The sequence below is a fragment of the Pseudalkalibacillus sp. NRS-1564 genome (genome assembly GCF_050467905.1).
Classification (GTDB): domain Bacteria; phylum Bacillota; class Bacilli; order Bacillales; family Guptibacillaceae; genus Guptibacillus; species Guptibacillus hwajinpoensis_B.
Map to the genome: position 1 here is coordinate 76,004 of NZ_JBITPM010000019.1, position 26,053 is coordinate 102,056.

27 protein-coding genes and 2 other annotated features are annotated in these 26,053 nt (G+C 41.1%); all 27 genes read left to right on the forward strand.

Annotated features, from left to right (window positions below):
- The first annotated feature begins 21 nt into the window (after positions 1–21).
- The 27 genes from hemL to ACIFPW_RS10460 all read left to right on the forward strand — a co-directional run bounded on the left by hemL (position 22) and on the right by ACIFPW_RS10460 (position 26,051).
- Positions 22–1,308, forward strand: a complete 1,287-nt coding sequence (gene hemL, locus ACIFPW_RS10330; protein WP_404681437.1) for a glutamate-1-semialdehyde 2,1-aminomutase — start codon at positions 22–24, stop codon at positions 1,306–1,308.
- A 142-nt stretch (positions 1,309–1,450) separates the two neighbouring features.
- On the forward strand, positions 1,451–2,485 hold the full coding sequence (gene spoVID, locus ACIFPW_RS10335) for a stage VI sporulation protein D (protein ID WP_283153922.1): 1,035 nt from the start codon (positions 1,451–1,453) through the stop codon (positions 2,483–2,485).
- Positions 2,486–2,554: 69 nt separating this feature from the next.
- Positions 2,555–3,418 carry a hypothetical protein gene (locus tag ACIFPW_RS10340; protein ID WP_430244008.1) on the forward strand — a complete coding sequence of 288 codons (864 nt, stop codon included), beginning with the start codon at positions 2,555–2,557 and terminating at the stop codon, positions 3,416–3,418.
- Positions 3,418–3,570 carry a hypothetical protein gene (locus ACIFPW_RS10345; RefSeq protein ID WP_430244010.1) on the forward strand — a complete coding sequence of 51 codons (153 nt, stop codon included), beginning with the start codon at positions 3,418–3,420 and terminating at the stop codon, positions 3,568–3,570. The genes ACIFPW_RS10340 and ACIFPW_RS10345 overlap by 1 nt, the downstream gene beginning before the upstream one ends.
- Positions 3,558–4,382 (forward strand): hypothetical protein, encoded by an 825-nt coding sequence (locus ACIFPW_RS10350; protein WP_430244011.1) that lies wholly within the window; start codon positions 3,558–3,560, stop codon positions 4,380–4,382. The genes ACIFPW_RS10345 and ACIFPW_RS10350 overlap by 13 nt, the downstream gene beginning before the upstream one ends.
- Before the next feature lie 359 nt (positions 4,383–4,741).
- Positions 4,742–4,966: a binding site (T-box leader), on the forward strand.
- A gap of 114 nt (positions 4,967–5,080) precedes the next feature.
- Positions 5,081–7,723, forward strand: coding sequence for a valine--tRNA ligase (locus ACIFPW_RS10355; protein ID WP_430244348.1), 2,643 nt, complete (start codon positions 5,081–5,083; stop codon positions 7,721–7,723).
- Positions 7,724–7,779: 56 nt separating this feature from the next.
- Positions 7,780–9,075 (forward strand): bifunctional folylpolyglutamate synthase/dihydrofolate synthase, encoded by a 1,296-nt coding sequence (locus ACIFPW_RS10360; protein ID WP_430244013.1) that lies wholly within the window; start codon positions 7,780–7,782, stop codon positions 9,073–9,075.
- 112 nt (positions 9,076–9,187) lie between these two features.
- Complete coding sequence (locus ACIFPW_RS10365) at positions 9,188–10,897, forward strand: sensor domain-containing diguanylate cyclase (protein ID WP_430244015.1); 1,710 nt, start codon at positions 9,188–9,190, stop codon at positions 10,895–10,897.
- Between the two features lie 362 nt (positions 10,898–11,259).
- A complete protein-coding gene (locus tag ACIFPW_RS10370) occupies positions 11,260–12,015 on the forward strand; it encodes a prepilin peptidase (RefSeq protein ID WP_430244017.1) in 756 nt (251 codons plus the stop codon).
- 399 nt (positions 12,016–12,414) lie between these two features.
- A complete protein-coding gene (locus tag ACIFPW_RS10375) occupies positions 12,415–12,588 on the forward strand; it encodes a hypothetical protein (protein WP_430244019.1) in 174 nt (57 codons plus the stop codon).
- A 169-nt stretch (positions 12,589–12,757) separates the two neighbouring features.
- The gene (locus ACIFPW_RS10380; protein ID WP_430244022.1) at positions 12,758–13,753 is read left to right on the forward strand and encodes an SPOR domain-containing protein; all 996 of its coding nucleotides are present in this window, start codon (positions 12,758–12,760) and stop codon (positions 13,751–13,753) included.
- A gap of 249 nt (positions 13,754–14,002) precedes the next feature.
- Positions 14,003–14,581, forward strand: a complete 579-nt coding sequence (locus tag ACIFPW_RS10385) for a Maf family protein (protein ID WP_430244024.1) — start codon at positions 14,003–14,005, stop codon at positions 14,579–14,581.
- 52 nt (positions 14,582–14,633) lie between these two features.
- A complete protein-coding gene (gene radC / locus ACIFPW_RS10390; RefSeq protein WP_194219641.1) occupies positions 14,634–15,305 on the forward strand; it encodes a RadC family protein in 672 nt (223 codons plus the stop codon).
- A gap of 102 nt (positions 15,306–15,407) precedes the next feature.
- A complete protein-coding gene (locus ACIFPW_RS10395; protein ID WP_194219395.1) occupies positions 15,408–16,445 on the forward strand; it encodes a rod shape-determining protein in 1,038 nt (345 codons plus the stop codon).
- 16 nt (positions 16,446–16,461) lie between these two features.
- Positions 16,462–17,340 (forward strand): rod shape-determining protein MreC, encoded by an 879-nt coding sequence (mreC, locus tag ACIFPW_RS10400; protein ID WP_430244025.1) that lies wholly within the window; start codon positions 16,462–16,464, stop codon positions 17,338–17,340.
- Positions 17,337–17,882 (forward strand): rod shape-determining protein MreD, encoded by a 546-nt coding sequence (gene mreD, locus ACIFPW_RS10405; RefSeq protein ID WP_430244027.1) that lies wholly within the window; start codon positions 17,337–17,339, stop codon positions 17,880–17,882. The genes mreC and mreD overlap by 4 nt, the downstream gene beginning before the upstream one ends.
- Positions 17,883–17,923: 41 nt before the next feature.
- Entirely contained in the window at positions 17,924–18,601 is a 678-nt protein-coding gene (gene minC, locus ACIFPW_RS10410) for a septum site-determining protein MinC (RefSeq protein ID WP_430244350.1), read from the forward strand.
- A gap of 19 nt (positions 18,602–18,620) precedes the next feature.
- Positions 18,621–19,421, forward strand: a complete 801-nt coding sequence (gene minD, locus ACIFPW_RS10415; protein WP_194219398.1) for a septum site-determining protein MinD — start codon at positions 18,621–18,623, stop codon at positions 19,419–19,421.
- 188 nt (positions 19,422–19,609) lie between these two features.
- Positions 19,610–20,344 (forward strand): peptidoglycan DD-metalloendopeptidase family protein, encoded by a 735-nt coding sequence (locus ACIFPW_RS10420; protein WP_430244029.1) that lies wholly within the window; start codon positions 19,610–19,612, stop codon positions 20,342–20,344.
- Positions 20,344–21,186 (forward strand): M50 family metallopeptidase, encoded by an 843-nt coding sequence (locus tag ACIFPW_RS10425; protein ID WP_430244031.1) that lies wholly within the window; start codon positions 20,344–20,346, stop codon positions 21,184–21,186. Before ACIFPW_RS10420 ends, ACIFPW_RS10425 begins: the two co-directional genes overlap by 1 nt.
- Positions 21,187–21,198: 12 nt before the next feature.
- The gene (locus ACIFPW_RS10430; RefSeq protein ID WP_430244033.1) at positions 21,199–22,347 is read left to right on the forward strand and encodes a ribonuclease E/G; all 1,149 of its coding nucleotides are present in this window, start codon (positions 21,199–21,201) and stop codon (positions 22,345–22,347) included.
- 78 nt (positions 22,348–22,425) lie between these two features.
- Positions 22,426–22,500 (forward strand) — a sequence feature (ribosomal protein L21 leader region).
- Positions 22,501–22,512: 12 nt separating this feature from the next.
- Complete coding sequence (gene rplU / locus ACIFPW_RS10435; RefSeq protein ID WP_048312605.1) at positions 22,513–22,821, forward strand: 50S ribosomal protein L21; 309 nt, start codon at positions 22,513–22,515, stop codon at positions 22,819–22,821.
- 11 nt (positions 22,822–22,832) lie between these two features.
- On the forward strand, positions 22,833–23,165 hold the full coding sequence (locus ACIFPW_RS10440) for a ribosomal-processing cysteine protease Prp (protein ID WP_430244036.1): 333 nt from the start codon (positions 22,833–22,835) through the stop codon (positions 23,163–23,165).
- 13 nt (positions 23,166–23,178) lie between these two features.
- Complete coding sequence (rpmA, locus tag ACIFPW_RS10445) at positions 23,179–23,469, forward strand: 50S ribosomal protein L27 (RefSeq protein WP_098444403.1); 291 nt, start codon at positions 23,179–23,181, stop codon at positions 23,467–23,469.
- A gap of 182 nt (positions 23,470–23,651) precedes the next feature.
- Positions 23,652–24,185 carry a Spo0B C-terminal domain-containing protein gene (locus ACIFPW_RS10450; RefSeq protein ID WP_226614537.1) on the forward strand — a complete coding sequence of 178 codons (534 nt, stop codon included), beginning with the start codon at positions 23,652–23,654 and terminating at the stop codon, positions 24,183–24,185.
- Positions 24,186–24,194: 9 nt separating this feature from the next.
- Complete coding sequence (gene obgE, locus ACIFPW_RS10455; protein ID WP_194219403.1) at positions 24,195–25,478, forward strand: GTPase ObgE; 1,284 nt, start codon at positions 24,195–24,197, stop codon at positions 25,476–25,478.
- Between the two features lie 123 nt (positions 25,479–25,601).
- Positions 25,602–26,051, forward strand: coding sequence for an ACT domain-containing protein (locus ACIFPW_RS10460; protein ID WP_194219404.1), 450 nt, complete (start codon positions 25,602–25,604; stop codon positions 26,049–26,051).
- Positions 26,052–26,053: the final 2 nt, after the last annotated feature.

Consider the following 26,053-nt stretch of genomic DNA (forward strand, 5'->3'; position numbering starts at 1 on the left):
TGAAAGAGAGGGGTTGTAAAAATGGGTAATTTTGATCGTTCTAAGGAAGCTTTTCAAGAAGCATCTAAAGTAATGCCAGGTGGTGTGAACAGTCCAGTTAGGGCGTTTAAATCAGTTGGTATGGATCCTATTTTTATGGAAAAAGGAAAAGGATCTAAAATTTATGATATCGACCAAAATGAGTATATTGATTACGTCCTTTCGTACGGACCACTTATTCTCGGTCATGCTGATGAACAGGTTGTTGATCGCCTTAAAGCTGTGACAGAGCTTGGAACGAGCTTTGGTGCACCAAGTAAGTATGAAACGAAACTAGCTGAACTAGTGATTGATCGAGTCCCATCTATTGAAATTGTCCGTATGGTGAATTCAGGAACGGAAGCCACTATGAGTGCTTTACGTTTAGCTAGAGGATATACTGGCCGTAATAAAATCCTTAAGTTTGAAGGCTGCTATCATGGTCATGGGGATTCGTTATTAATAAAAGCAGGTTCAGGTGTTGCGACGCTTGGGCTACCTGACAGTCCTGGCGTACCTGAGGGAATTGCGAAAAACACGATTACGGTTCCATATAATGATCTTGAAAGCTTACGTTACGCATTCAAAGAATTTGGAGATGACATTGCCGGCGTCATTATTGAACCTGTAGCAGGTAACATGGGGGTCGTCCCACCACAGCAGGGCTATCTTGAAGAAATTCGTAAGATAACGGAAGAGAATGGCACACTTCTTATTTTTGATGAAGTTATGACAGGCTTCCGCGTTGGGTATAATTGCGCTCAAGGATATTACAATGTTACACCCGATCTTACGTGTCTAGGTAAAGTTATTGGCGGTGGGCTCCCTGTTGGCGCTTACGGCGGTAAGAAAGAAATCATGGACCAAATCGCACCAAGCGGTCCGATTTATCAAGCGGGAACGTTAAGTGGAAATCCGCTAGCTATGACGGCTGGGTATGAAACCTTATCGCAACTCACACCAGAAAGTTATGAGGAATTTGAACGGAAAGCAGAGCGACTTGGAGAAGGACTTTCAAAAGCTGCTGCAAAATACAATATCCCTCATACAGTAAATCGTGCAGGATCGATGGTTGGTTTCTTCTTTACTAATGAAGATGTGATTAATTTTGAAACAGCATCCTCTTCAAATCTTGAACATTTTACAAACTATTTTAAAGAAATGCTTGAACAAGGGATTTCACTTCCCCCTTCTCAATTTGAAGGAATGTTCTTGTCAACCGCCCATACAGATCACGATATTGATGAAACGATTGCGGCTGCAGAAGCGGCTTTCTCAAAACTAGTCTAACCTAAAGCTACCGGCATTTGCCGGTAGCTTTTTCTATGATAAGAAATTGAAAACTTCTTCATTCTTTTTCAATTTAGACATAATCCTGTGAATCACTCATACATGTGTAATGTATGGATAATGTTTGAAAGGAGGAGAAGGCATGCCTGAAGGCTCATATTTGCATTTCTCCGTGGAGGAGCAGGTCTGGTTAAAGAAAGGACAGGAAGTTGAAGAGGTTCTATCTATCTCACTTGACCCTGAAATTTCGATTGAAGAGTATGAGGATTATGTAGCTGTGAAAGGCTGTTTATATTTAACGGGTGAATATTTGCAGCGTGACCAAACAGATGAGGAAGTTATTAACGAAGCTTCCCCTTATCGTTCCATTCATGAGGTGAACGTTAGAGAAGATGGTACAGCGTCAATGGGGCATCGTTTCCCTGTTGATATTACGATTCCAGCAAGCCGTATAAGGAGTCTCGAGGAAATTTTCGTTACGGTTGACACGTTTGATTACTCTCTAGTGGAAGAGAATTGCCTTCAGTTGAAAGCAGATATTTCCATTAGTGGCATTCAGGGGGATCAAAATCGTGTGGAAGAGGACGAAGCTGAACTATACGTTGTAGAAGAGGACGAAGAGACAGAGGATTATACAACAGAGGAAGATGCAATCTGGGAGAATGATATTAAATACGTTGATGACAATGAGGAAGAATCATTGGAACAGGCCTATCATTTACGCGCTCCACAAGTAGGTATGAGAGCTAAGTCAGACTCATATGAAGTAAATGAACTAGAGAACGATGATCAAGAGCAGCCGGAACCCACATATGACTTTCTCACGAGAATGGCTAGGCAAATGGATGGTTCCAATGAATATAATAACCAGCCAATCGTAGAAGAAACGAGGTCATATCAAGACGATCATTATAACTATGAAGAGGAGGAACAAGAGCGTCAGGAAAACCGGAATCAAGCACCGCGCGAAGAAAATGCGCTCTATCTTACAAGTATGCTGACAAAAGAAGAAGAACAATTTTCGAGAATGAAGATGTGTATTATCCAGCCTGGGGATTCGTTAACCGAAATAGCGGAACGCTATCGAGTCCTACCAAGTCATCTTGCGCGCGTTAATCGACTTGAGGAAGATGAAGTGAAGGAAGGACAGATCTTATATATTCCTGTCAATCGATAACTTAAATTGTTTGCTGCCCCTACCTTTTGGAATGTTGCAAATAAGGTAGGGGATAAAGGGGTAATTGAAATGGATCTCGTAGCGATCATTGAAGAGAAGTATGATCTAAAAGTTGTCCAATGGTTAGAGAAACCACAATTGATCATGACCCATTTAGGTAAAAGAAAACTATCATACTGGCGGGATCGGGATTTGCTTGAGTATCATCTCAACTTCCGTGACCGTCTTTTTTCTCAACATGGACTTCTTTGTAATCGAATGATTCGAACAAGTGAAGGGAAAGGATTTATCCGAATAGAAAACGATTATTTGACTATACATGATCATGTAGAAGAAGTTTACCCATTGGACGTCGTTCCTGAAATGAAAGGATATTTACTTGCGACACTACTAAGTACCGGAGATGAGAAGGCTACTCTTACATTAGATTTCCCTTATCGTAAGACGTTAGAAGAGTTATCATCTATAAAATTAACGTATAAGGAACAATACTTGTTACTTGTTAACCTTATTCCAGAAGTGAAAAAGCGTCTGAATTTTGAGGTGTGTTATTCGCTTCCATTCATTCCATTTACTCACCAAGTTTTAAAAGAGGTTTTAGGCCAAATCTACTTTGAAAGTAGCGACGAATCACCTGTTTCTGCTTCCGAAGTTATTAGGAAAGAAGTTCAATCCTGGTATGCTCTTAAAAACTCCCATCATTTTGTAAAATGCTTTGAAGCGTTAGTGAATGGCGTGGAAGACGATATGAAACACAGACTTATTCAGGCTATTTTTGCTCCATGGGAGTGGCAGGAGTGTATTCAGGCATTGCAATCGAATATGAATGACCCTGATCAGGTCATGAAAGAGTTTATTGATAAGTGGGAAGCAAATAGAGATATGTTAAGGGAACTTGAGCTCTCCCTTTCAGATAGGAGGGTTACCTTCTAATGAGCGATCCAGCACTCTTATTTCAATATGATTTATATCCTGAACGGGTTGTACAAATGGGGAAAATCACAAAGATCGAAACAGAGAGAGGCACGTTTGCTTTAAAAAAACGAAGCTTAGTAAAGAACAGATGGATCGTATGCTTTATCTAGAGGAGCGGTTTAAACAGCTGAAATTCGAAGGTTATGTACCGCTTGTTCGAACAAAGTATGGGGATTCCTTCGTTTATCAAGGGAACAACATCGTTTATTTAACGCCATGGGTAGATGAAAGGGAAACAAGTCCTGCTCAGAAAAATGAGCTTCTCGTTCATAACCTAGCTGAATTACATGGCTATACTGCTAAAGAGCAAGCTTTTTCTGAAGAAGTGATCAAACAGTCGTATCAGAAAATGGTTTTATTAAGAGAAAGTAGACAATTTGAAATGGAGAAATACGTAAGTCAAATTGAAAAACGCATTTATCTTTCGCCATTTGAGCTTACCTTTGTATCACATTTTCACATGCTGATGAGGTATTGTGAGCTCGCGAAAAGAAGATTAGATGACTGGTATGAGCAAATTCTGGAAACAAAACGGTATCGAAGTGTTCTCTGTCACGGAAAATGCTCTCCTTCTCATTATGTATCAAGCGGGGGGAGAGGGTATTTCATTAATTTCGAAAAGTCAGTTAGCGATACTCCTATAAGGGATGTTGCTTATTTTATTCGCTCATCTATTCAACCTTTTCAATTCAACCCTGCTGCCACAACTGCTCATCTTGCCAGATATGAAGCCCAATTTTCTCTTAATGATGAGGAAAAGGAGCTTCTTGCAAGCTATTTATATTTTCCAGAGTCGGTTTTTAATAGCGTGTCATTATTTAATGAAAACCGACAACAATGGCCACATATTAAGCATGTCCGCCTATTTACGAAAAAAATAGAAGTGATGAATGGGATAAATAACGTTCTAGAAAGCTTCTAGATCCATTCAAAGTAAAAGCACACTTCTAAGGCAACAAGGATTATTAATATGAGTACATCTATAGATGTTGGAAAAAGGATTGTTCGGATCGTTTGAAACACAATAAACAGAGGTACGAACTGAGCGCAAATATCTCTGAACTTATATAACGAGGGTGGGATCTGAAAGCGATTCATTCCACCAAACCGTTTTTTCATATCAGGTATTCCCCTTTGTTTTCAGCTATTGTTACAAATAGACTATGTGGGAAGTTGGAATTGGGTGATTAAGGCGGGAGCGAACTGGCTAAGCTAAGAAAAAGGGCTCTTATGATCTTGACGATCTCGAATCAAAAAGGTAAACTTAGTGATACAAATAGTCGACAGGCAAAGATAGGGAGTAGTAGAATGTGAACCCTTCAGAGAGAGAAGTCATTTGCTGAAAGATTTCTCAGGATCGTAGCATTCGAAGTCGCCCTTGAGCTGTTTCTCTGAACGAGTAGTAGGAGAATCCGGTAATCCCGTTATTCGAATGAAGCGTACAGCTAACGTTTATTTAGCTGTAAATAAAGGTGGTACCGCGAAAATACTTCTTTCGTCCTTTTCCTAAGGATGGAGGAAGTTTTTTTGTTGTCTAAAAAGCTTACACCTTCGTGGAAAGAGAACAAGGAAAGCCGAAGAAATGTCCTGAGACTTATTGAATGGAAAGGAAGAGTGACAATGGCGAATAAAGAGCTAACGATGCCGACGAAGTACGACCCGAAGGCAACAGAGCAGAAATGGTACCCGTATTGGGTAGATGGCAAATTTTTTGAGGCAACAGGTGATAAAGATAAAGAACCTTATACAATTGTAATCCCCCCGCCGAACGTTACAGGTAAACTACACCTCGGGCATGCTTGGGATACAACGCTTCAAGATATTCTATCGCGTGTAAAGCGTATGCAGGGATATGATGTTCTCTGGCTTCCAGGAATGGACCATGCTGGGATTGCGACACAGGCAAAAGTTGAAGGGAAGCTCCGCGAAGAAGGTACCTCGCGCTATGACCTTGGCCGAGAGAAGTTCCTAGAGAAGTCGTGGGAATGGAAAGAAGAGTATGCGGATTTTATTCGTAGCCAGTGGGCGAAGCTTGGTCTTTCTCTAGATTATTCAAGAGAGCGTTTTACACTTGATAACGGTCTTTCTGATGCAGTACGTGAAGTATTTGTGAAGCTATATGAGAAGGGCTTAATTTATCGCGGTGAATATATTATCAACTGGGACCCACAAACAAAAACGGCCCTTTCAGATATTGAAGTTATTCACCAGGAAGTAACTGGTCACTTCTATCATATGCGCTATCCTCTTGCAGATGGCTCAGGACATATCGAAATTGCAACAACGCGTCCTGAAACAATGCTAGGTGACTCAGGTATTGCGGTTCATCCAAAAGATGAGCGCTACAAGCACCTAGTTGGCAAGAAAGCGATTTTGCCAATTGTAGGTCGTGAAATTGAAATTGTTGCGGATGATTACGTTGATATGGAATTTGGTTCAGGCGCTGTGAAAATCACTCCAGCTCACGATCCGAATGACTTCGAAATTGGTAACCGTCATAACCTTGAGCGCATTCTCGTAATGAATGAAGATGGGTCAATGAATGAGAATGCCGGAGAGTACAAGGGCATGGACCGATTTGAATGCCGTAAGAAACTTGTGAAAGATTTACAGGATAAAGGAATCTTATTTAACATTGAAGAGCACGTTCATTCCGTAGGTCATTCTGAGCGAAGCGGTGCTGTTGTCGAACCTTATCTTTCAACACAGTGGTTTGTTAAAATGGGGCCTCTTGCTGAGCAGGCGATTGCTCTTCAGAAGTCAGACGACAAAGTGAACTTTGTACCTGAGCGTTTTGAAAAAACGTATTTAAATTGGATTGAGAACATTCGTGACTGGTGTATTTCAAGACAGCTTTGGTGGGGGCATCGTATTCCGGCGTGGCATCATAAAGAAACTGGAGAGATCCACGTTGGACTGGAAGAGCCAGCTGATATTGAAAACTGGGAGCAAGACGTTGATGTTCTAGATACGTGGTTTAGTTCAGCGCTTTGGCCTTTTTCTACAATGGGATGGCCAAACGAAGACGCTGAAGACTTTAACCGTTTCTACCCAACAAACGTTCTAGTAACGGGTTATGACATTATTTATTTCTGGGTAGCTCGTATGATCTTCCAGGGTATTGAATTTACAGAGCAGCGCCCGTTTAACGACGTCCTCATTCATGGACTTGTACGTGATTCTGAAGGACGTAAGATGAGTAAATCGCTCGGTAACGGTGTCGATCCAATGGATGTCATTGAGAAGTACGGTGCTGATTCCCTTCGTTTCTTCCTATCCACTGGCTCATCACCAGGTCAGGATCTCCGTTTCTATTGGGAAAAGGTAGAGTCTACGTGGAACTTTGCTAATAAAATTTGGAACGCTTCTCGTTTTGCTTTAATGAATATGGATGGCATGACGTATGAAGAACTTGATTTAACAGGTGAAAAATCGACAGCTGATAAATGGATTTTAACTCGCTTAAACGATACGATTGAACAAGTGACGCGCCTGATTAATAACTATGAGTTTGGTGAAGTGGGTCGCTACCTTTACAACTTTATCTGGGATGACTTCTGTGATTGGTATATTGAAATGGCTAAACTACCGCTCTATGGTGAAGACGAAGTAGCTAAGAAAACAACTCGTTCTGTTCTAGCTTATGTACTTGATCAAACGATGCGTCTTCTGCATCCATTCATGCCTTATCTTACTGAAGAAATCTGGCAACACCTTCCTCATGAAGGTGAATCGATTACCGTTGCAAGCTGGCCAGTAAAGAACGAAGAACTTCACTTCCAAGAAGCTGCTGCTGATATGGCGCTTCTAACGGAAGTTATTCGTTCAGTACGTAACATTCGAGCTGAAATGAATGTGGCACCAAGCAAGCCGATTGAACTTCGTATTAAGCCGAAATCAGCTGATACTCAGAAACAGCTTGAGCAAAATAGTCAATACATCGAACGCTTCTGTAACCCAGAAACCTTGACTATTTCAGCGGAACTTCAGGCACCGGAAAAATCGATGACGGCTGTTGTATCTGGAGCTGAATTATTCTTGCCGCTTGAAGGGTTAATCAATATTGATGAAGAAATCGAGCGTCTAAAAGGAGAAATGAAGAAGCTAGATTCTGAAGTTGATCGTGTTCAGAAGAAGCTCGCTAATGAACGCTTTATTAGCAAAGCTCCTGAGAAAGTCGTCGAAGAAGAACGAGCGAAAGAAAAGGATTATCTTGAGAGACGAAGCAACGTAGAAGCTCGTATAAACGAACTAAAAAAATAAGAAAATGACGAATCTCTTTTAGAGATTCGTCTTCTTTTAAGGAAGGAGCGGGACGCATGTTTCACTCATATGACGAAGCGGTGAGTTGGATTCATAGTTTATTAAATCATGGCATAAAACCAGGTTTAGAGCGTATGGAATGGATGCTGGATCAGCTCGATCATCCAGAAAGACGGTTAAAAACGGTACACGTTGGCGGAACGAACGGAAAAGGATCAACCGTTACGTACTTGCGGACGGTGCTCGAAGAGTCAGGATATGAAGTAGGAAGCTTTACTTCTCCTTATATTGAATCGTTTAGCGAACGAATCGCTATTAATGGACAACCGATTAATGAAGAAGACTTAGTTGCTCTATGCAATCGTGTTCAGCCTCTTGTTGAGATGGCTGCTGTCTCTCCGCTTGGGTCACCAACTGAATTTGAAGTGATTACGGTTATCGCTCTCTTATATTTTGGGACAATTGCCTATCCAGACCTTGTTTTGATGGAAGTTGGTCTTGGCGGACGATTTGATTCAACCAATATTATTCACCCGCTTGTAAGTGTGATTACAAATGTCGGATACGATCATACGCACATCCTTGGGAGTGATATTAAGCAAATTGCTTATGAAAAAGCGGGGATCATTAAGTCAGGGGTTCCTCTTGTGACAACTGCTGAAAAAGAAGAGGTGCTCACTCTTTTACATGAAACGACCAAATCGAAAAAGACGAAAATTTATCGATTGAATGAAGAGTTTTCTGTTAAGGAGCAAATGAGTGATAAGGAAGGGGAGCGTTTTTCTTTTCAATCACCTTACCGTAAACTAGAAGATCTACACATTCAGATGAAGGGTGAGCACCAGGTAAAAAATGCAGGCGCAGCGCTTATGACACTTGAATATTTACGTGTTTTCTATGGTCTACATATTGAACAGGATATGATTCAGCGCGGACTGGAGAGAGCAACGTGGCCAGGTCGATTTGAACAGCTTCGTTCAAATCCGACTATTGTTGTGGACGGTGCGCACAATCCGGAAGGTGTCGAAAGTCTTGCTAACACGCTTAAGCAGCATTACCCTGAGACACGCATACATGTTATCTTTAGTGCTCTTGGTGATAAAGATATTGAATCGATGCTAAAACCACTTTATCCTCTAATTGAGACTATTTCGTTTACTACCTTTGAATTTCCAAGAGCTATATCAGGTGAGGAGTTGTCGAATAAAGCGACTTTTGCTAATAAGAGATATGAGGAAAACTGGCGGAAAGCCATCCAGGTGATGATGGATGAGATGATTGAAAATGACCTGCTTCTGATAACGGGCTCTCTTTACTTTGTCTCTGAAGTTCGCCGTTTTCTAAAAAATTAGAATTTTATAGAAAAAGCTAGGACTTTTTCGCCATTTTTTGCTAAAATAGAACTTAACCACATTAATATGGAAAAATATTCTTCCTGAGTTTGGAAGATGGAGGGGGAAACAATTGACTGCATTAATGAAACGTAAAGTTTGGTTGGTATGGCTTTTGTTCTGGCCACTACTCATTTTTGCAACGTTCTATTTCTTTCCTCCTGTATTATCAGGAAATTGGGCAGATGTTCTTGCATTGTTTGTGCTTCTTGCTGTTGTTGCTATGATGCCAATTAATGTAAAGGGGACTGACCTTTTTTTTATCCAGGGGATCTCGCTTGCTGTGTTCTTAAGGTATGGTCTATTTGTCGAAATGATCTTAACTCAGTTAGCGATACTCGTTTTTCTTTTAAACTTACGTGTCACAAAAAAAGATAGTCATCGTTATCCTGTTAACATGCTGATGTTTATGCTTGTTTCACTCGTTTCCGGAGGACTTTTCTATTTACTCGGTGGTTCAGTAGGTGAATTCTCTGGTGATGCGATTACGCAGCTCGTTCCTTCAATTGCATACATCTTATCGCTTATAGTTGTAAATCAAATTCTCCTACATTTTTTAAAAATTTATATTTACAAAGAAGCTGATACTAAATTTTTTGGTAAAGATATGCTCTGGGAAGCGATATCAACTGGGGTGACTCTTCCTGTTGGCTTCTTACTATATATGCTACATACATATCTAGGTACAGTCGCTATTTTCTTTGTAGGCGTACCATTTATACTGGCTTCTCTTATGCTCAGGCTCTATTATTCCAGCCAAAAAGTAAATAATCTTCTTCAGCAGACAAGTGAAATAGGACAGCAAATCACACAATCTCTCGATACTGATGAAATATTAAATGTCTTCTTAAATGAAGTGAAAGATATGTTTCTTGTGGATTATGCTTATATTATGGATGCCGAACATGTGAAGCGACTAACGGTTATTAAACGATATGAGAATGAGCGTGGCATCGTTTCAAAAGAAGAAAGTAACCTATACCAGGAAGGTATCAGTTCAAGGGTGTGGCGAAGCGGACGAAGCCGCTTGTATACGAAGAGGTCTCAGTGGAAGAATCTTACGGAAGGTGTGCTTTCTGATGCTGCCAACTCAGTAATCTCCGTCCCAATGAAGCGGAATAAAAATGTTGTAGGCATCATTACTCTTGCTTCAGACCGCGTCCGTTCTTATGAGAAACATCACATTCTTGTCCTGCAAATACTAGCTAACTATTTAGCCGTTGCTGTTGATAATGCTAGGCATTATGAAGAGACGAAAAGGCGAAGTGAACGATGTCCATTAACGAATTTATACAACTTCAGGTTTTTTGGGGAGTTATTGGATGAGAAATACAAGCGTTTTGACAAAACGCCTGATCCGTTCTCTATCATTCTGCTCGACCTGGATCATTTCAAGAAAGTGAATGACACGTTTGGTCATCATAGTGGAAATGAAGTGCTTTGTGGGGTAGCAAATCGACTTGAAGAAGAAATTGGAGGCAGAGGCACCGTTGCAAGATTTGGTGGAGAAGAGTTTGTCGTTTTGCTAGAAAATCATTCTCATAAGAAGAGTGTTCAAGTAGCAGAAGATTTACGATGTTCGATCGCGGATCGTCCATTTGAAATTTATAATGATCTCGATAACGGCAATCGCCAGGTTATTTACGTAACGGCTAGTATTGGTGTGGCCACGGCTCCTGATCAGGGAGAGGATGCGCAAACGTTGATACGAAACGCGGATCGAGCGATGTACACTGGAGCAAAGCGGCAGGGGCGAAACCGTGTTGCGAGCTATGTTGGATAAATAAGAAAACCCCCGTTCTTCACAAATTGTAAAGAACGGGGGTTTTATAAGAATTCCTTTTGGAACGTTCAACTGGAACGGGTCCAACAATTTACTTAAAACACAGGGTTGTACGGTCTTGAAGTAGGGAGATATTCTGCGTATCATTGGCTGGTAAGTGATTTGTAGTCGATGGGGTACATTTTCTTGAAAATTTCTTTGTTGGAAATAGCCATAACCGCATTTCTGATATTTGTTGATATATGGGTAAGATGATTTTCGTTTCACTTTAATAGCATTAAAACAACTATTAATCCTGAAATCACTTTATATACATACCGTTTTTCTTAACCTACTAAACTCTTTCGAAGAGGGGGGAACATATGGGGGGCATTTTACATAGTTATTTATTTCTAGTTGGGCTTGCGCTTGGGTCTTTTTATAATGTCGTAGGTCTGCGGGTGCCTGTCAAACGATCGATTGTGGCCCCTCGCTCATCCTGTCCAACATGTGAACGAGAGCTTTCACCGCTTGAGCTTGTGCCGGTTTTCTCATATTTATTCCAGCGCGGGAAATGCAAAGGCTGTGCGTCACGCATTTCACCTATTTACGCCAGTGTTGAATTCGCTACGGCACTTCTTTTTACGATTGCACCGTTTTTAGTGGGATGGTCAAAAGAATTGATCATTTCTTATGGATTGATTTCGCTTCTTGTGATTATTTTTGTTTCAGATATCACCTATATGCTTATTCCAGATCGTATTCTTCTCTTTTTTGCTGCTTACTTTATTGTTGGTCGAATCCTTGTTCCAATGGATCCGTGGTATAGCCCTTTTATTGGAGCGGCTGGAGGATTTTTATTACTCCTTCTCATTGCTGTTATTAGTAAAGGGGGAATGGGGGGCGGTGACATTAAATTATTTGCGGTACTAGGCTTCGTATTTGGTTATCAGGAATTACTTCTTGTGTTTTTCTTTTCTACTTTATGTGGCACGATCATTGGCGTAACAGCGCTATCGACTGGGAGAGTAAAGCGAAAGCAGCACATTCCGTTTGGGCCATCGATAGCGCTAGGGGCAATCATAACGCATTTTTATGGCGAACAAATTTTGCGCTGGTATTTTAGTTTTCTTTCATGATGGAGGGAATAAACGATAGGACTTTTTAATTTCAAGCCAAAAACAAAGCAGATTAGTTTGATTCTGCATGATCATGTGATTCGGGTGGTAGAGCTCGCGCCTTCTACGATGGGGATTCGTTCTTATCAGGAACGATTTATACCTGAAGGGTTTGTTAAGGACGGAAAATTATGGAGTGTGATACGCTCTTCGTGATTTTAGAAGAGTGGGGTATTAAAGGGAAGCGGTTTTTTTTCTTGTGCCTGATGCCTTTCTTGCTCTCTGTCATGAGAAGATTCGGCGGGCCATTTCTAAAGATGACATTAGAGGCTACTTGTAACTTTAAATTGAGGCGATCATAACGTTTCTTTTTCTGAATTTTGTTTTGGTTATAAGTAGATTAGTGAAACGGATGCTGTGTTGCTAGATGAAGCTGAGAAAAATGAGTTAATATATACGGCTGATGTAGCTACTTTTTACATTCCAACCTTAACGGATCTAGCAGAGCAAACGCCATCGATTGATTTTCCAGAATCTGCAGATAAAGACAATCCATTGTATGAAAAGGTTGATAAAGAAGAAGCTTCGGAGTAATGATGTTTTTATAATGAGAAGTGATATAGCAAGTGGAAGGAGCCTTTGTCAGTTAACGGAGGCTTCTTTTTATCGTCTGAAGTATCCTGATCTACTCTAGTATTTTCAGTTCTAGTATTTCGTCAGAATTCATAGACTGTAGTACAAGCCGGTACCGAGGAGGATGATTATGGATAAGGAGAGACGGACGATTTCAATTCGATTAAATGATGAAGAGAAAAGCGAGCCTCCCGAAACACATAAAGAAGAAAGCGCAGCAGCTGAGGAGAAGGAATTTGAGTGGATTTTACCCGAACGGCGTGATTCGAGGAAAATAATAGAACTTAAAAAGAGGCACATTCAAAAAAAAGCTGGAGCTTTTTATGAAAAGAAAAGTCCAAGGCTCCCAGTTGGACGCAAAAAGAAAAAACACTTAGTTAATAAGAAACCTATTATTACACTACAAAAGAAAGTGGTGGCTTCCGCTGCTTTTGCTATTATTCTTGGGATTTTATTTGGATTTGGTTTATTAATGGTATTCAGTGGGGATAGCGTGGCGACGATAGATGATGGATATGAAGAAGTAGCTACAACGACCACGGATTTGGACTTATCATTAGATTTTCACGTAGTTCAATCTGGAGCTTATGAAACAGAGGAGTCTGCGAAGGAGTTTCAAGACAAGTTAAAAGAGAATGGATTTCCGGCAGCTATTTTTAAAGGAGAGAAATACTATTTGTTTATAGGTGTATCTCCTTCTGCTGAAGGACAGGATGCACTTGGAGCTTATTATGAAGGAAAAGGACAGGATGTCTATAAGAAGGTGTGGTCGATTGATGGTCAGAAAGCATCTGTGAGTGACGAAATGGCGGGTCAGATGAAGGAAGGTAAAGCGTTGCTCGAAAAATTAACGACGCTAGATCTTGTCGCATTATCTGATGGAAAGCTGAAAGAAGCTGAAATGAGTGACATAAAAAAAGAAGTTGAAGCCTGGAATGAGAGTGGCTCGGGGAGAAAAGAGTGGGATAAAATCGGCGGGAAAGAGCTTGAACAAAGTCTGAACAGTGCTTTGGAGGAACTTGAAATGTACGCTTCTGACGAAACAGTACCGTCTTTATGGGTTGCTCAGCAGCATTTATTAGACGGGATGGTAGCATTTCAAAATGTAGTGGAAAGGTTGAAATAATCAGTTATTTGCGGAGATTCTCAATTAACGGTACGATATGAGTATTGGGAGCGACCCTCCCTAATGACTTTTTCTTAACGAATTAAAATAAGATTAAACAAATTTAAACTGTATGCACATACAGAAACGAAAGAAAACGAAAAATGTAGAGGAACGTTAGAAAATTAAATTGTGGAAAGAAAAGGGATTTGATAAGCTGTTATCAAGCCCTTTTCCCACTTATGAATCACTTACAAAAAGGGTGGTAAAATGAAGCGCCTCGTCTTAGCCTCAGGGTCTCCACGAAGAAAAGAACTTCTAGATCAAATGAATCTCCAATTTGAGATTATCGTTAGCCGCTTTGAAGAGCATCTCTCTCAATCTGTCCCACCTTCAGAACTTGTGAAACAGCTTGCCTTAGGGAAAGCAAATGAAGTGTATACAAATACTTCAGATGCTGTCGTGCTAGGTGCAGATACGGTTGTTACACTCGACCATGAGGTCCTTGGAAAGCCTGATAGCCGCGAGCATGCGAGGCAGATGCTTAAAGCCTTATCAGGACGATCTCACGTCGTTTATTCAGGTGTGGCCATTCTATCCAGTGAACGAAGTTCTCAATTCTTTGAAGCAACTGAAGTAGAATTCTGGGAGTTAACAGATCAGGAGATTGAGAACTATCTGGATACAGGAGAGCCTTTTGATAAAGCGGGAGGTTATGGCATACAGGGTTTCGGTGCCGCCTTTGTGAAGCGAATTCATGGTGATTATTATAGTGTGGTAGGGCTTCCTATTTCGAAAACGCTACGAGAGCTTCGTGCGTTTGGAATTGTTCCGGAGATTCAGCGGTAGTCAGTCATGAAGATGAATCCAGGGAGGAAGCGTGTTGTTGAAAACACCTTTAATGATTCGAGATTATCCTGAAGAAGAGCGACCGAGAGAGCGTCTGATGAAGGATGGTCCTGAGACCTTATCCAATCAAGAATTATTAGCTATTATCCTCAGGACAGGAACAAAGCAGGAGTCAGTACTTCAGCTTTCTTATCGCATTATCCAGAACTTTGAAGGACTTCGACTTCTGAAAGATGCAAGTATTGAAGAGTTAACGTCTCTAAACGGCGTTGGAACTGCTAAAGCGGTTCAGCTAATCGCAGCGATGGAGCTCGGTAGAAGAGTTAGCCGCCTTCAATTAGAAGAGCGCTATACGATTCGTTCTCCTGAAGATGGTGCGAATTATGTGATGGAAGACATGCGCTTCCTATCACAAGAACATTTTGTTTGCTTATACTTAAATACGAAGAATCAGGTACTGCATCGTCAAACTGTCTTTGTTGGAAGTCTAAACGCATCGATTGTTCATCCGCGTGAGGTCTTTCGTGAAGCATTTAGGCGGTCGGCAGCTTCATTAATTTGTTTTCATAATCATCCGAGCGGTGATCCAACACCGAGCAGAGAAGATATTGAAGTGACAAAACGTCTTGCAGAATGTGGTAAAATGCTTGGTATTGATATGCTAGATCATATTATTATCGGAGATCAGAAGTTTATTAGTTTAAAAGAAAAAGGGTATGTATAAATCGGACGTGGGATAGCACGTATTCCCACTACCGTTTTCAATACTGATGCAGTATAATCATATTTATGAGTTTTGCTTGAATTGAAGGGAGATTTAACATAAATGTTTGGTGGATTTTCAAGAGATATGGGAATAGATTTAGGTACAGCTAATACGCTGGCATATGTAAAAGGAAAAGGCGTTGTTGTTCGAGAGCCATCAGTTGTGGCACTTCGTACAGATACAGGTTCTATTGAAGCAGTCGGAAACGACGCAAAGAACATGATTGGACGTACACCGGGTAATATCGTTGCACTTCGTCCAATGAAAGATGGCGTTATTGCTGATTTTGAAACAACGGCTACAATGCTAAAATATTTTATTCAACAGGCACAGAAAAACCGTTCTGTGTTCGCACGTAAGCCAAACGTGATGGTTTGTGTACCTTCAGGGATCACGGCTGTCGAAAAAAGAGCAGTAGAAGATGCAACTCGTCAAGCTGGAGCACGTGAACCTTATACAATTGAAGAGCCGTTTGCAGCCGCAATCGGAGCTGATCTACCAGTTTGGGAACCAACTGGTAGTATGGTTGTCGATATTGGTGGAGGAACAACAGAAGTTGCGATCATCTCATTAGGTGGAATCGTTACAAGTGAATCGATTCGCATTGCTGGTGATGAGATGGACGAGTCTATCATTCAATATGTGAAGAAAACATACAATTTAATGATTGGTGAGCGTACAGCTGAACAGCTTAAGCTTGAAATCGGATCTGCTGGAACGACAGAAGGTATTGAAGCGATGGATATTCGTGGACGTGACCTTGTAACGGGTCTTCCAAAGACGATCAGCGTATCCGCTGATGAAGTGTCGGGCGCTCTTCGTGATACGGTTAATAGCATTATGGAAGCTGTTAAAGTAACACTTGAGAAAACACCGCCAGAACTTGCAGCAGATATTATGGATCGTGGAATTGTTCTTACAGGCGGTGGTGCATTGCTTCGTAACTTGGATCAGGTGATTAGCGATGAAACAAAAATGCCTGTTATTGTAGCTGAGAATCCGCTTGAGTGCGTAGCGATTGGTACTGGGCGTGCGCTAGAAAATATTCATCTGTTCAAATCTAGAGCTGGTATTACTTCCCGCTCAAAACAGAAGTAGTTGGAAGGTGTAAGGCATGCCACAATTTTTTTCGAATAAACGACTCATTGTATTACTTGTCAGTATCATTATTCTTGTAGCGTTAATTGGGACGTCTATGAAAGAACGTGATGCTCTCACGATGCCGGAGCAATTTTTCAAAGATTCCGTTGGCTGGCTTCAATCAATCTTCTATAAACCCGCTAATTCAGTAGCGGGTTTATTTGAGAGTATTGGTGATATGAAGGACATGTACGAAGAAAATGAGCTATTGAAATCGAGACTTAATGAATTTGTTGCTGTCTCAGAAGAGCTCAAAACAGTGAAGAAGGAAAATGAAGACTTAAAAAGCGAATTAAACATCGATTCATCAACTGGGTTAGCTAGCTATCAAACATTTCACGCAAATATGATTGCAAGATCTCCAGATCGGTGGAATGATTTATTAACGATTGATAAAGGTAAACAGGACGGGGTAGAAGCGGATATGGCTGTTGCCACACCGGATGGATTAATCGGTAAAGTGAAAAACATTCAGCCTTTTTCATCGACTGTCCAGCTAGTGAGTGATGTAGACCGGACGAATCGAATCGCTGCTATGACTCAAGAAGATAAGAACGTTTTCGGTACAATAGAAGGTTATGATACTGAAAAAGAAGTGCTTATGTTCTCGAAAATTCCAGTAGATACAAAGGTTGAAAAAGGTCAAACTGTTATTACGGCAGGTAATGGAGGCATTTTTCCACGAGGTATTGTCATCGGGGAAATTGTAGATGTTGAAACAGACAACGTTGGAACGACTCAGACGGCTTATGTGAAACCAGCGGCCGATTTATATGATATTAACAATGTTATGGTAATCGATCGTGGAGCGCAGGATGTTACGCCTGATGACGGAGAAGGTGAAGAGGAATGAGGCGTTTTCTTCTAATTGGAACGCTATTTGTTCTTTTTCTTCTTGAAGGTACCGTTTTTCAGGTGTTTGCCCCTGAGCAATTTGGATTTGAATTTCAATTAATCCCACGTTTTGTTACGGTGATTGTGATTATGATTGGAATGATTCTCTCCCCTGCTTATGGTGTAGTGTACGGTGTCGTATTTGGTCTATTGCACGATTTGATCTACACGGATCTTGTTGGTGTCTATATGTTTGGAATGTCTGTTGCAGCCTACATAATCGGTTATTTATCGAAAGTATTTCACCTGAATTGGTTTACAACGCTTATCCTCGGTTTACTGGGCGTTTCATTGGTGGAATTCTATGTGTATGAACTATTTTCACTTATTAATGTAACGGATCTTTCTTTCTCTTCCTTTTTCTACAAACGCTATCTTCCTTCATTACTTTTAAATGGAATCTTTTTGCTTATTGTTTACTATCCTGTTAAACGGTTGCTGGATGATTTATCGGAAAACCGTAGACAAGAAAATCAGGCCAAAAGAAGGAGTTTCCTTTAGCAACGTTGAATTATTCTATGTTGAGGTGAATGAAATTGTCTATGGTACAAAAGCAAACACAGCATTTTGTCACGATTAAAGGAACGAAAGATGGCTTGAATCTGATTCTAGATGATTCTTGCGCTTTTCGTGATGTTATAAATGAACTTGATGAAAAACTTTCCGCTCGTCATATACAGCAGACGGAAGGTCATACGATTACTGTTACCCTTAAATTGGGTAATCGATATTTAACAGACAAACAAGAAGAAGAGCTTCGTGCCATGATTCAATCTAAGCAAAACCTTGAAGTTGATCGGATTGATTCAAATGTCATCTCTCGGAGTGAAGCGGAAGCAGAGCGAAAAAGAACAACTGTAACATCTGTTTCGAGAACCGTTCGTTCCGGACAGGTACTTGAAGTAGAAGGAGACCTTCTTTTGATTGGCGACGTTAATCCTGGTGGCACCGTAATGGCTGCAGGGAATATATTCGTAATGGGTTCGCTTAGAGGCATCGCACATGCAGGGGCTTATGGCGATATAAATGCCGTGATTACGGCATCTGTTATGAAGCCATCTCAGTTGAAAATCGCTGAATTAATAAGCAGGCCACCTGATCAAGCAGGAGTAAGTATTCATGAAGCAGAATGTGCTTTTGTTAAGGACGGGCAATCTGAAATTAGCGTTGATCGCGTTCAAATACTGACTAAAGTTCGACCGAATTTGACTAGGTTGTAGACAGAAAGGGGAATGTTGTGTGGGAGACGCTATCGTCATTACTTCCGGAAAAGGTGGTGTGGGTAAGACCACAACGACAGCAAACATTGGGACAGCTCTTGCACTATCGGGGAAAAAAGTATGTCTGGTAGATACAGATATAGGTCTTCGAAATCTTGATGTAGTCATGGGACTTGAAAATCGTATTATTTACGATCTTGTCGATGTTGCTGAAGAGCGATGTCGACTACATCAAGCGTTAATAAAAGATAAGCGTTTTGAAGCGCTTTATATGCTACCTGCAGCTCAAACGAAAGATAAATCTGCTGTGCAGCCAGAGCAAATGAAGAAGATTATTGGTGAGTTAAAGCAGGATTATGACTATGTTCTCATTGACTGTCCTGCTGGCATTGAGCAGGGCTTTAAGAATGCGATTGCAGGCGCGGATAAATCGGTTGTAGTCACAACTCCCGAAACGTCGGCTGTTCGAGATGCTGATCGTATTATAGGCCTTCTTGAAAAAGAAGAAGGTATTGAAGCACCAAAACTTGTTGTTAATCGTATCCGAAACCATATGATGGAAAGTGGAGAAATGCTAGATGTAGATGAAATCGTTTCTATTCTTGCTATCGATCTACTTGGCATTGTTGGCGATGACGATACAGTTATTACAGCATCTAACAAAGGAGAGCCCATTGCGCTCGACCCTAGTTCAAAAGCATCCATTGCCTATCGCAATATTGCGAGACGAATTTTAGGTGAATCTGTTCCGCTTCTTTCTCTCCAGGAAGAACGAGGGATGTTTAGTAAAGTGAAGAAATTCTTTGGAATGCGTTCCTAAATCTCGGCTGCGGCCGGGATTTTTTTGTTTCTTGCTATTCCTTCTTCCTTATCAAAGTAAGACGGCTTTTGATCGGTTGTGTGATCTTCATTTCATTCAATTCCTTGTGAAAGAAAGTATTCTCAATGACATATCCCCACAGGACAAGTCATAAACTGAGTACTACTTATAGGAAGGTTGGGTGAAGAATGCGGAGAGACCTAGATGATGTAAGGAAACGACTTCATTCAAGAAAAAGACAGCGGCGACCAGTTCCCCAAATGGAAAGACGTCATGATGCTATCCCTTCATCTTCTTTTCAAAACACGGAGGTCAAAATCCATCCTCTCTTTAACAGGCAAAGTTTTTTAATGCGCTCGATGGTTGCGGCATGCTTGTTTCTTGCTGCAGGAATACTATTTAAAGCAGAGAGCGATAAGGTTGCGCCTGTTCAGGAGTATGTGTCAGACATGATGGTAGAAGAATTTCAGTTTGCCACTGTGAAAAGTTGGTATGAAGGAAAGTTTGGGAATCCTGTGGCATTGTTCCCGACAGCGCCTGAAACTGATTCAGTAGGGGAAGCACCAAGCTATGCCCTTCCTGCGAGCGGAAAAGTACTTGAAAGCTTTGAATCGACGGGCAAAGGAATCATGGTTGAAACGGTTTTAAGCTCCGATGTTGAAGCAATCGATGCAGGAGTAGTGACATATGCAGGTGAGAAAGAAGGAATTGGCCAAACAGTAGTGATTCAGCATACGGATGGTAGTGAATCATGGTATGGGATGCTAGATTCGGTGGATGTATCGATCTATGATTTTGTTCAAACAAAGGATCAACTTGGAAGCGTGTCGAATTCTGATGATGGGAAGACAGGAACGTTCTATTTTGCCATTAAGAAGAACGAAGCATTTATTGATCCGCTTCAAGTTGTGCCAATCAAATAATGGTGAAAATGATAACGATCCATCCACTATTTTGGATGACGATTGGTCTTTCCATCTTAACAGGTAGGTTTAGAGAGATGCTGCTGCTCTTCTTAGTTGTCCTCATTCACGAGTTAGGGCATGCGGGGGCAGCCCGTATTTTAGGATGGCGTATCAATGAGATCGTTTTATTACCATTTGGGGGCGTAGCCGTAGTTGATGAACATGGGAATCGTCCCTTGAAAGAAGAGCTTATTGTCATTCTCGCAGGGCCGTTACAGCATGTTTGGATGATGGGGGTTGGCGCGACGCTCCATTATATGGGAATATGGAATGACATGTTCGATCTCTTTATGCTTCATAATATCATGATTCTTTTGTTTAATTTGCTGCCGATTTGGCCACTCGATGGCGGGAAGCTCCTCTTTCTTCTTTATTCTTTGCGTCTTCCCTTTAAATCGGCTCACAAAATGATGCTATATTCTTCGTTGTTTTGCTTTTCACTTCTTATTATTTTAACAGCGATATTATTTCCTTTTCATCTTAATTTGTGGATGGTGATTGTGTTTCTGTCTGTATCACAATTTAAAGAATGGAAACATCATCCTTATATTTATTTTAGATTTTTACTTGAACGCTATTCTAAATCGTTTAATGGGAAAAAACAGGTTGTTACAATTGCTCCAGATATGCGCTTAAATGACTTGCTAGCAACCTTTTCACGAGGGAAGCATTACCATATCCTCATACAAGATTTGAATATTGAAACAGATGAACATTTCTTACTGGAGGCTTATTTCAAAAAAATCAAATTGCCTGTGCAGTGGGAACGCTATTTAGGTAAACTAAAGAAAAGCTACTAAAGGAGAACGGCTATGCGATTAATTGTTCTTGAGAGAAATCAATGGCGGGCAGCAGCTATTGAAATAAATAATGAATTTACAGATATATGGGCGGAAACGTTGACGAATAGGAAGCCTTCTCAAGGAGATATTATTCTCGGAAAAGTGTCTTCCGTATTAGATGGCAAAAACGCCGCCTTTATCTCTTTAGGCAGTGGAAAACCCGGGTTATTAAATGGAGAAGAATTTGTTTTAGCGCAAGGGAAAAAGACAGCTGGAGAACCATTACCGGCTGTTTCTGAATGCGTTCAAGAAGGACAGGCTATTCTTGTTCAAGTAAAGCATCCAGGCGTTGATCGGAAGGGCCCAATTGTTACAGAGCTAATTAAGCTGACGTTGGATCACTTAGTCTACATGCCTTATGCAGGATACTCAGCTGTATCGAAGCAGTTAACTACAAATCGTGAAGAACTACTCCAATTTGCAGATAAATATTGTATAGAGCAAGAAGGTGTTATCTTTAGAACTAGTGCAGGATACATAAAGGAAGAAGCTCTTTTAGCGGAATTACAGTCTCATCGTAAAGAATGGCTGCGTATTCTCGAACAATCCTCTTCACAACGAGCGCCTAGTATGGTGAAAAAAAACAGTGGCCTTGAGGAGGAAGTGAGCAAACTATACCCCCTTCATCGGGTGAGTAGTTTAGCGGCAAATTCCTCCGAAGCGGTTAGCTCGTTTTTTCCGCTTTTATCAAAGAATGCGACCCTGATGGAATTGAATGAGAAGAAAAATAAGCTTGATAAGCTTGAAGATACCATTCTGAATATGAAGAAAACCATTAAAATGGGGAAAGCGAATCTTCATATTGAAGAAACGCATGCATTGACAGCTATTGACGTCGATACTGGAGGAGTAAAGCTTGGGACGAAAAATGAAACTCATTTCGAAGTGAATCGATTAGCGGTGGACGAAATTGCGAAACAGCTTCGACTTCGCAACATTAGTGGATTGATTGTCGTCGATTTTTTACGAGTCGAGAAAGAAGAGCAACAGAACCTTCATGCGTTAATGAAAAGCAAAGAAGAAACAGATAAACGCTTAAAAGTTGGAGGATTTACAAAGCTAGGACTATTTGAGATGCAACGTAAAAAGTCCGGACTTCCGTTAAGTCGGTTTGTGTAAAATAAGTCACGTTAATCGCATTGACATGGCAATTTTAGCTGTGGTATGATTTAGTGGTTAGTTCGTTTGGAAGCACCCAAAGAGCTACAACCGCTCAAGAACAGGTTTTTAAGCTAGTTTCTAGCACCTGCAATGGCGAGTCTTAGTATTAGAGGAGGTGCACGTATGTACGCAATTATTGAAACTGGTGGTAAACAAATCAAGGTTACTGAAGGTCAAGAAATCTACATCGAGCTTCTAAACACTGAAGCTGGTGAAACGGTTACTTTTGACCGTGTGCTAATGGTAGGTGGAGATGACATTAAAGTTGGTTCTCCTATGCTAGATGGCGCTACTGTAACTGGTAAAGTTGATAAGCACGGTAAAGGTAAGAAAATCACGGTTTATAAATATAAGCCAAAGAAAAACTACCGTCGTAAGCAAGGACACCGTCAACCTTACACTAAAGTAGTTATCGACAAAATTAACGCTTAAGGATATCTAAGATGATACGTTTCAAGGTGAAGCGAGATTCTAACAATCGCATCCTTTCATTTTCCCTTTCTGGACACGCTGATTCTGGCCCTTATGGCTATGATTTAGTTTGTGCAGGTGTTTCTGCTGTGTCGATTGGGACGGTGAATGCGATTGAATCCCTTTGCGATGTAACTCTCATAGTTGATATGGAGGATGAAGGCGGCTACCTCAGCTGTACTGTTCCGGATCACCTGGAACAACGTATAGATGAGAATGTTCAACTTCTCCTTCAAGGAATGGAAGTATCCATTTCTGCTATTGCCGAGGAATATGGCAAGCACATCCAAATTACTCACACATAGGAGGTGGGACAATATGTTGAAAATGAATCTACAGTTTTTCGCATCGAAAAAGGGTGTAGGTAGTACAAAAAACGGCCGTGATTCAATCTCCAAGCGTCTTGGCGCGAAGAGCGCAGACGGCGAGTTCGTATCCGGCGGTTCGATTCTTTTCCGTCAACGCGGAACTAAGATCTACCCTGGTACAAACGTTGGCCGCGGTGGAGACGACACTCTATATGCGAAAATCGACGGCGTCGTGAAATTCGAGCGTCTTGGACGTGACCGTAAACAAGTAAGTGTATATCCAGTTGCTAAGGAAGCATAAGCAACTTAAGAAAAACTCTAACCGAACGGTTAGAGTTTTTTGATATAATGGAGAAAATGAGATGGATAAGTGACGATGCACAATGAATTCGCGTAAGATTGTTTTCTTTTAATCCAAAGTAACATACAGAAAAGATCTATTGTTATAATGAAGGAAATGGTTAGAGCATTGGGAGTGCAATTATGTCTAAAAATTGGAATACCTTTGACGTTCTGCGCCATTCTCGTCATGATTGGTTAAATCGTTTGCAGCTGATCAAGGGAAACCTTGCGCTGGATCATGTAGACAGGGCAAAGGAAATTATCGAAGAAATTATTATCCAGTCGAGACAGGAAGCAAAATTATCGAATTTAAATGCTCCGAAACTTGCAGAATATATATTAACGTTTAACTGGTGTAACCATTTATTTCAGTTGGATTTTGAAGTGATCGGAGACGAGTATGATATTTGCGTTTATGAAGCGGATCTTATCGAGTTAATCTCTCGATGTACAACAGTGCTTGATTCTCATGTAAAAGTTCCATCAGATCATCACTTGTTATTAACGCTTCAGTTGTACCACGAAGAAATTCATCTTGTTTTTGATTTTCAAGGTGAAGTTTCCGATCAAAACAAGCTCAAGCTGGCGTTCGAAAATCCTGAGGTGAAAAGCGCTAAATTGATTGAATTAGAGCAAACGGGTCAGGAGCTAGTTAGCACGTTTTTGATTAAATGAGGTGAAAGTATGTTTGTAGATCAGGTCAAAGTATTTGTTAAAGCAGGCGATGGCGGAAATGGTATGGTTGCCTTCCGTCGAGAGAAATATGTACCGGATGGCGGTCCAGCAGGAGGCGATGGAGGAAAAGGCGCAAGCGTCATTTTCGAAGTAGAAGAAGGTCTTCGTACGCTTATGGATTTCCGTTACAATCGTCATTTTAAAGCCAAAACAGGTGAGCATGGTCGCTCGAAGAATCAGCATGGCCGTAATTCAGAAGATATGGTTGTAAAGGTCCCACCTGGTACAATTGTATCTAATGCGGAAACGGGAGAAGTTATTGCGGATCTAACTGAGCATGGGCAACGAGCAACTGTAGCGCGTGGCGGTCGAGGCGGACGTGGGAATTCACGCTTTGCATCACCTTCTAACCCGGCACCAGAGCTTTCAGAGAATGGTGAACCTGGGGAAGAAAAAGATGTTACTTTAGAGCTTAAGGTTCTAGCTGATGTTGGACTTGTTGGGTTTCCTAGTGTAGGTAAGTCAACGCTTCTATCCGTAGTATCAGCAGCGAAGCCCAAGATTGCAGCATACCATTTTACAACGATTGCACCCAATCTAGGTGTTGTTGATACAAAAGATGGACGCAGTTTCGTTATGGCTGATTTACCTGGATTAATTGAGGGCGCTCATGAAGGCGTTGGCCTTGGCCATCAGTTCCTTCGACACATTGAACGAACACGAGTTATCGTTCACGTCATTGATATGTCTGGTATGGAAGGGCGAGACCCTTATGAAGACTACTTGAAGATCAATGATGAGTTAAAGCAATATAAAATGCGTCTAATGGAACGTCCGCAAATCATTGTCGCTAATAAAATGGATCTTCCAGATTCTGAAGAAAATCTTGAAATTTTCAAGGAAAAGCTTGAGGAAGATTTCCCGATTTATCCGATTTCTGCTGTAACGCGACAAGGTGTCCAGGAAGTATTGTTTGAAATTGCAGACAAGCTTGAGACAACACCTGAGTTCCCTCTTGATGAAGAGAAGGAAGAAGAGACTCGCGTGATGTACCGTCACGAAAAAGGTGCACCTGAGTTCTTTGTAACGCGTGATAGCGACGGAACATTCGTTGTTAACGGACCACGAATTGAAAAGCTATTCAAGATGACAGACTTTAACCGAGAAGACAATGTTCGCAGGTTCGCGCAACAAATGCGTAGCATGGGAATTGATGATGCGCTAAGAGAGCGTGGAGCTGAGGATGGAGATGCGGTTCGAATTCTGGAGTTCGAATTTGAGTTCGTAGACTGATAAACGGAGAAGACTGTCCTCATGGAAGGGCGGTCTTTTTTTACATAGAGCTACATGAACATAGCAAACCAAATGGTAGACGATTATCGGTCGTAGCTGGCCGCGATAGAGGAGAGGGGAAGAATGAGCAAAGACGATAAGAATTTTTATCTCGTTCGGGAAGATGTCCTATCTGATTCGATGTTGAAAACGCTGCAAGCCAAGCTTCTTCTTGAAAGTGGCACTGTGGAATCAGTTCGAGAAGCCATTGATGAAGTTGGCGTAAGTCGGAGTGCATTCTATAAATATCGTGACACAATCTTACCGTTTCATACGATGATCATTGAACAGATCGTAACGCTCTCGGTTCATTTGGAAGATCGTTCAGGAGCGCTTTCTAGAGTGCTTAGCACAGTAGCCTCACTTGGTTGCAATTTATTGACGATTAACCAGACGATTCCCCTACAGGGCTATGCTACGGTTATTTTAACAATGGAAATTGGTGAAACAAACTTACGCTTAAGCAATTTGCTTGAGAAAATTAAAGACATCGAAGCCGTAAACAATGCTGAAATTATTGGATCTGGAGCATAGGG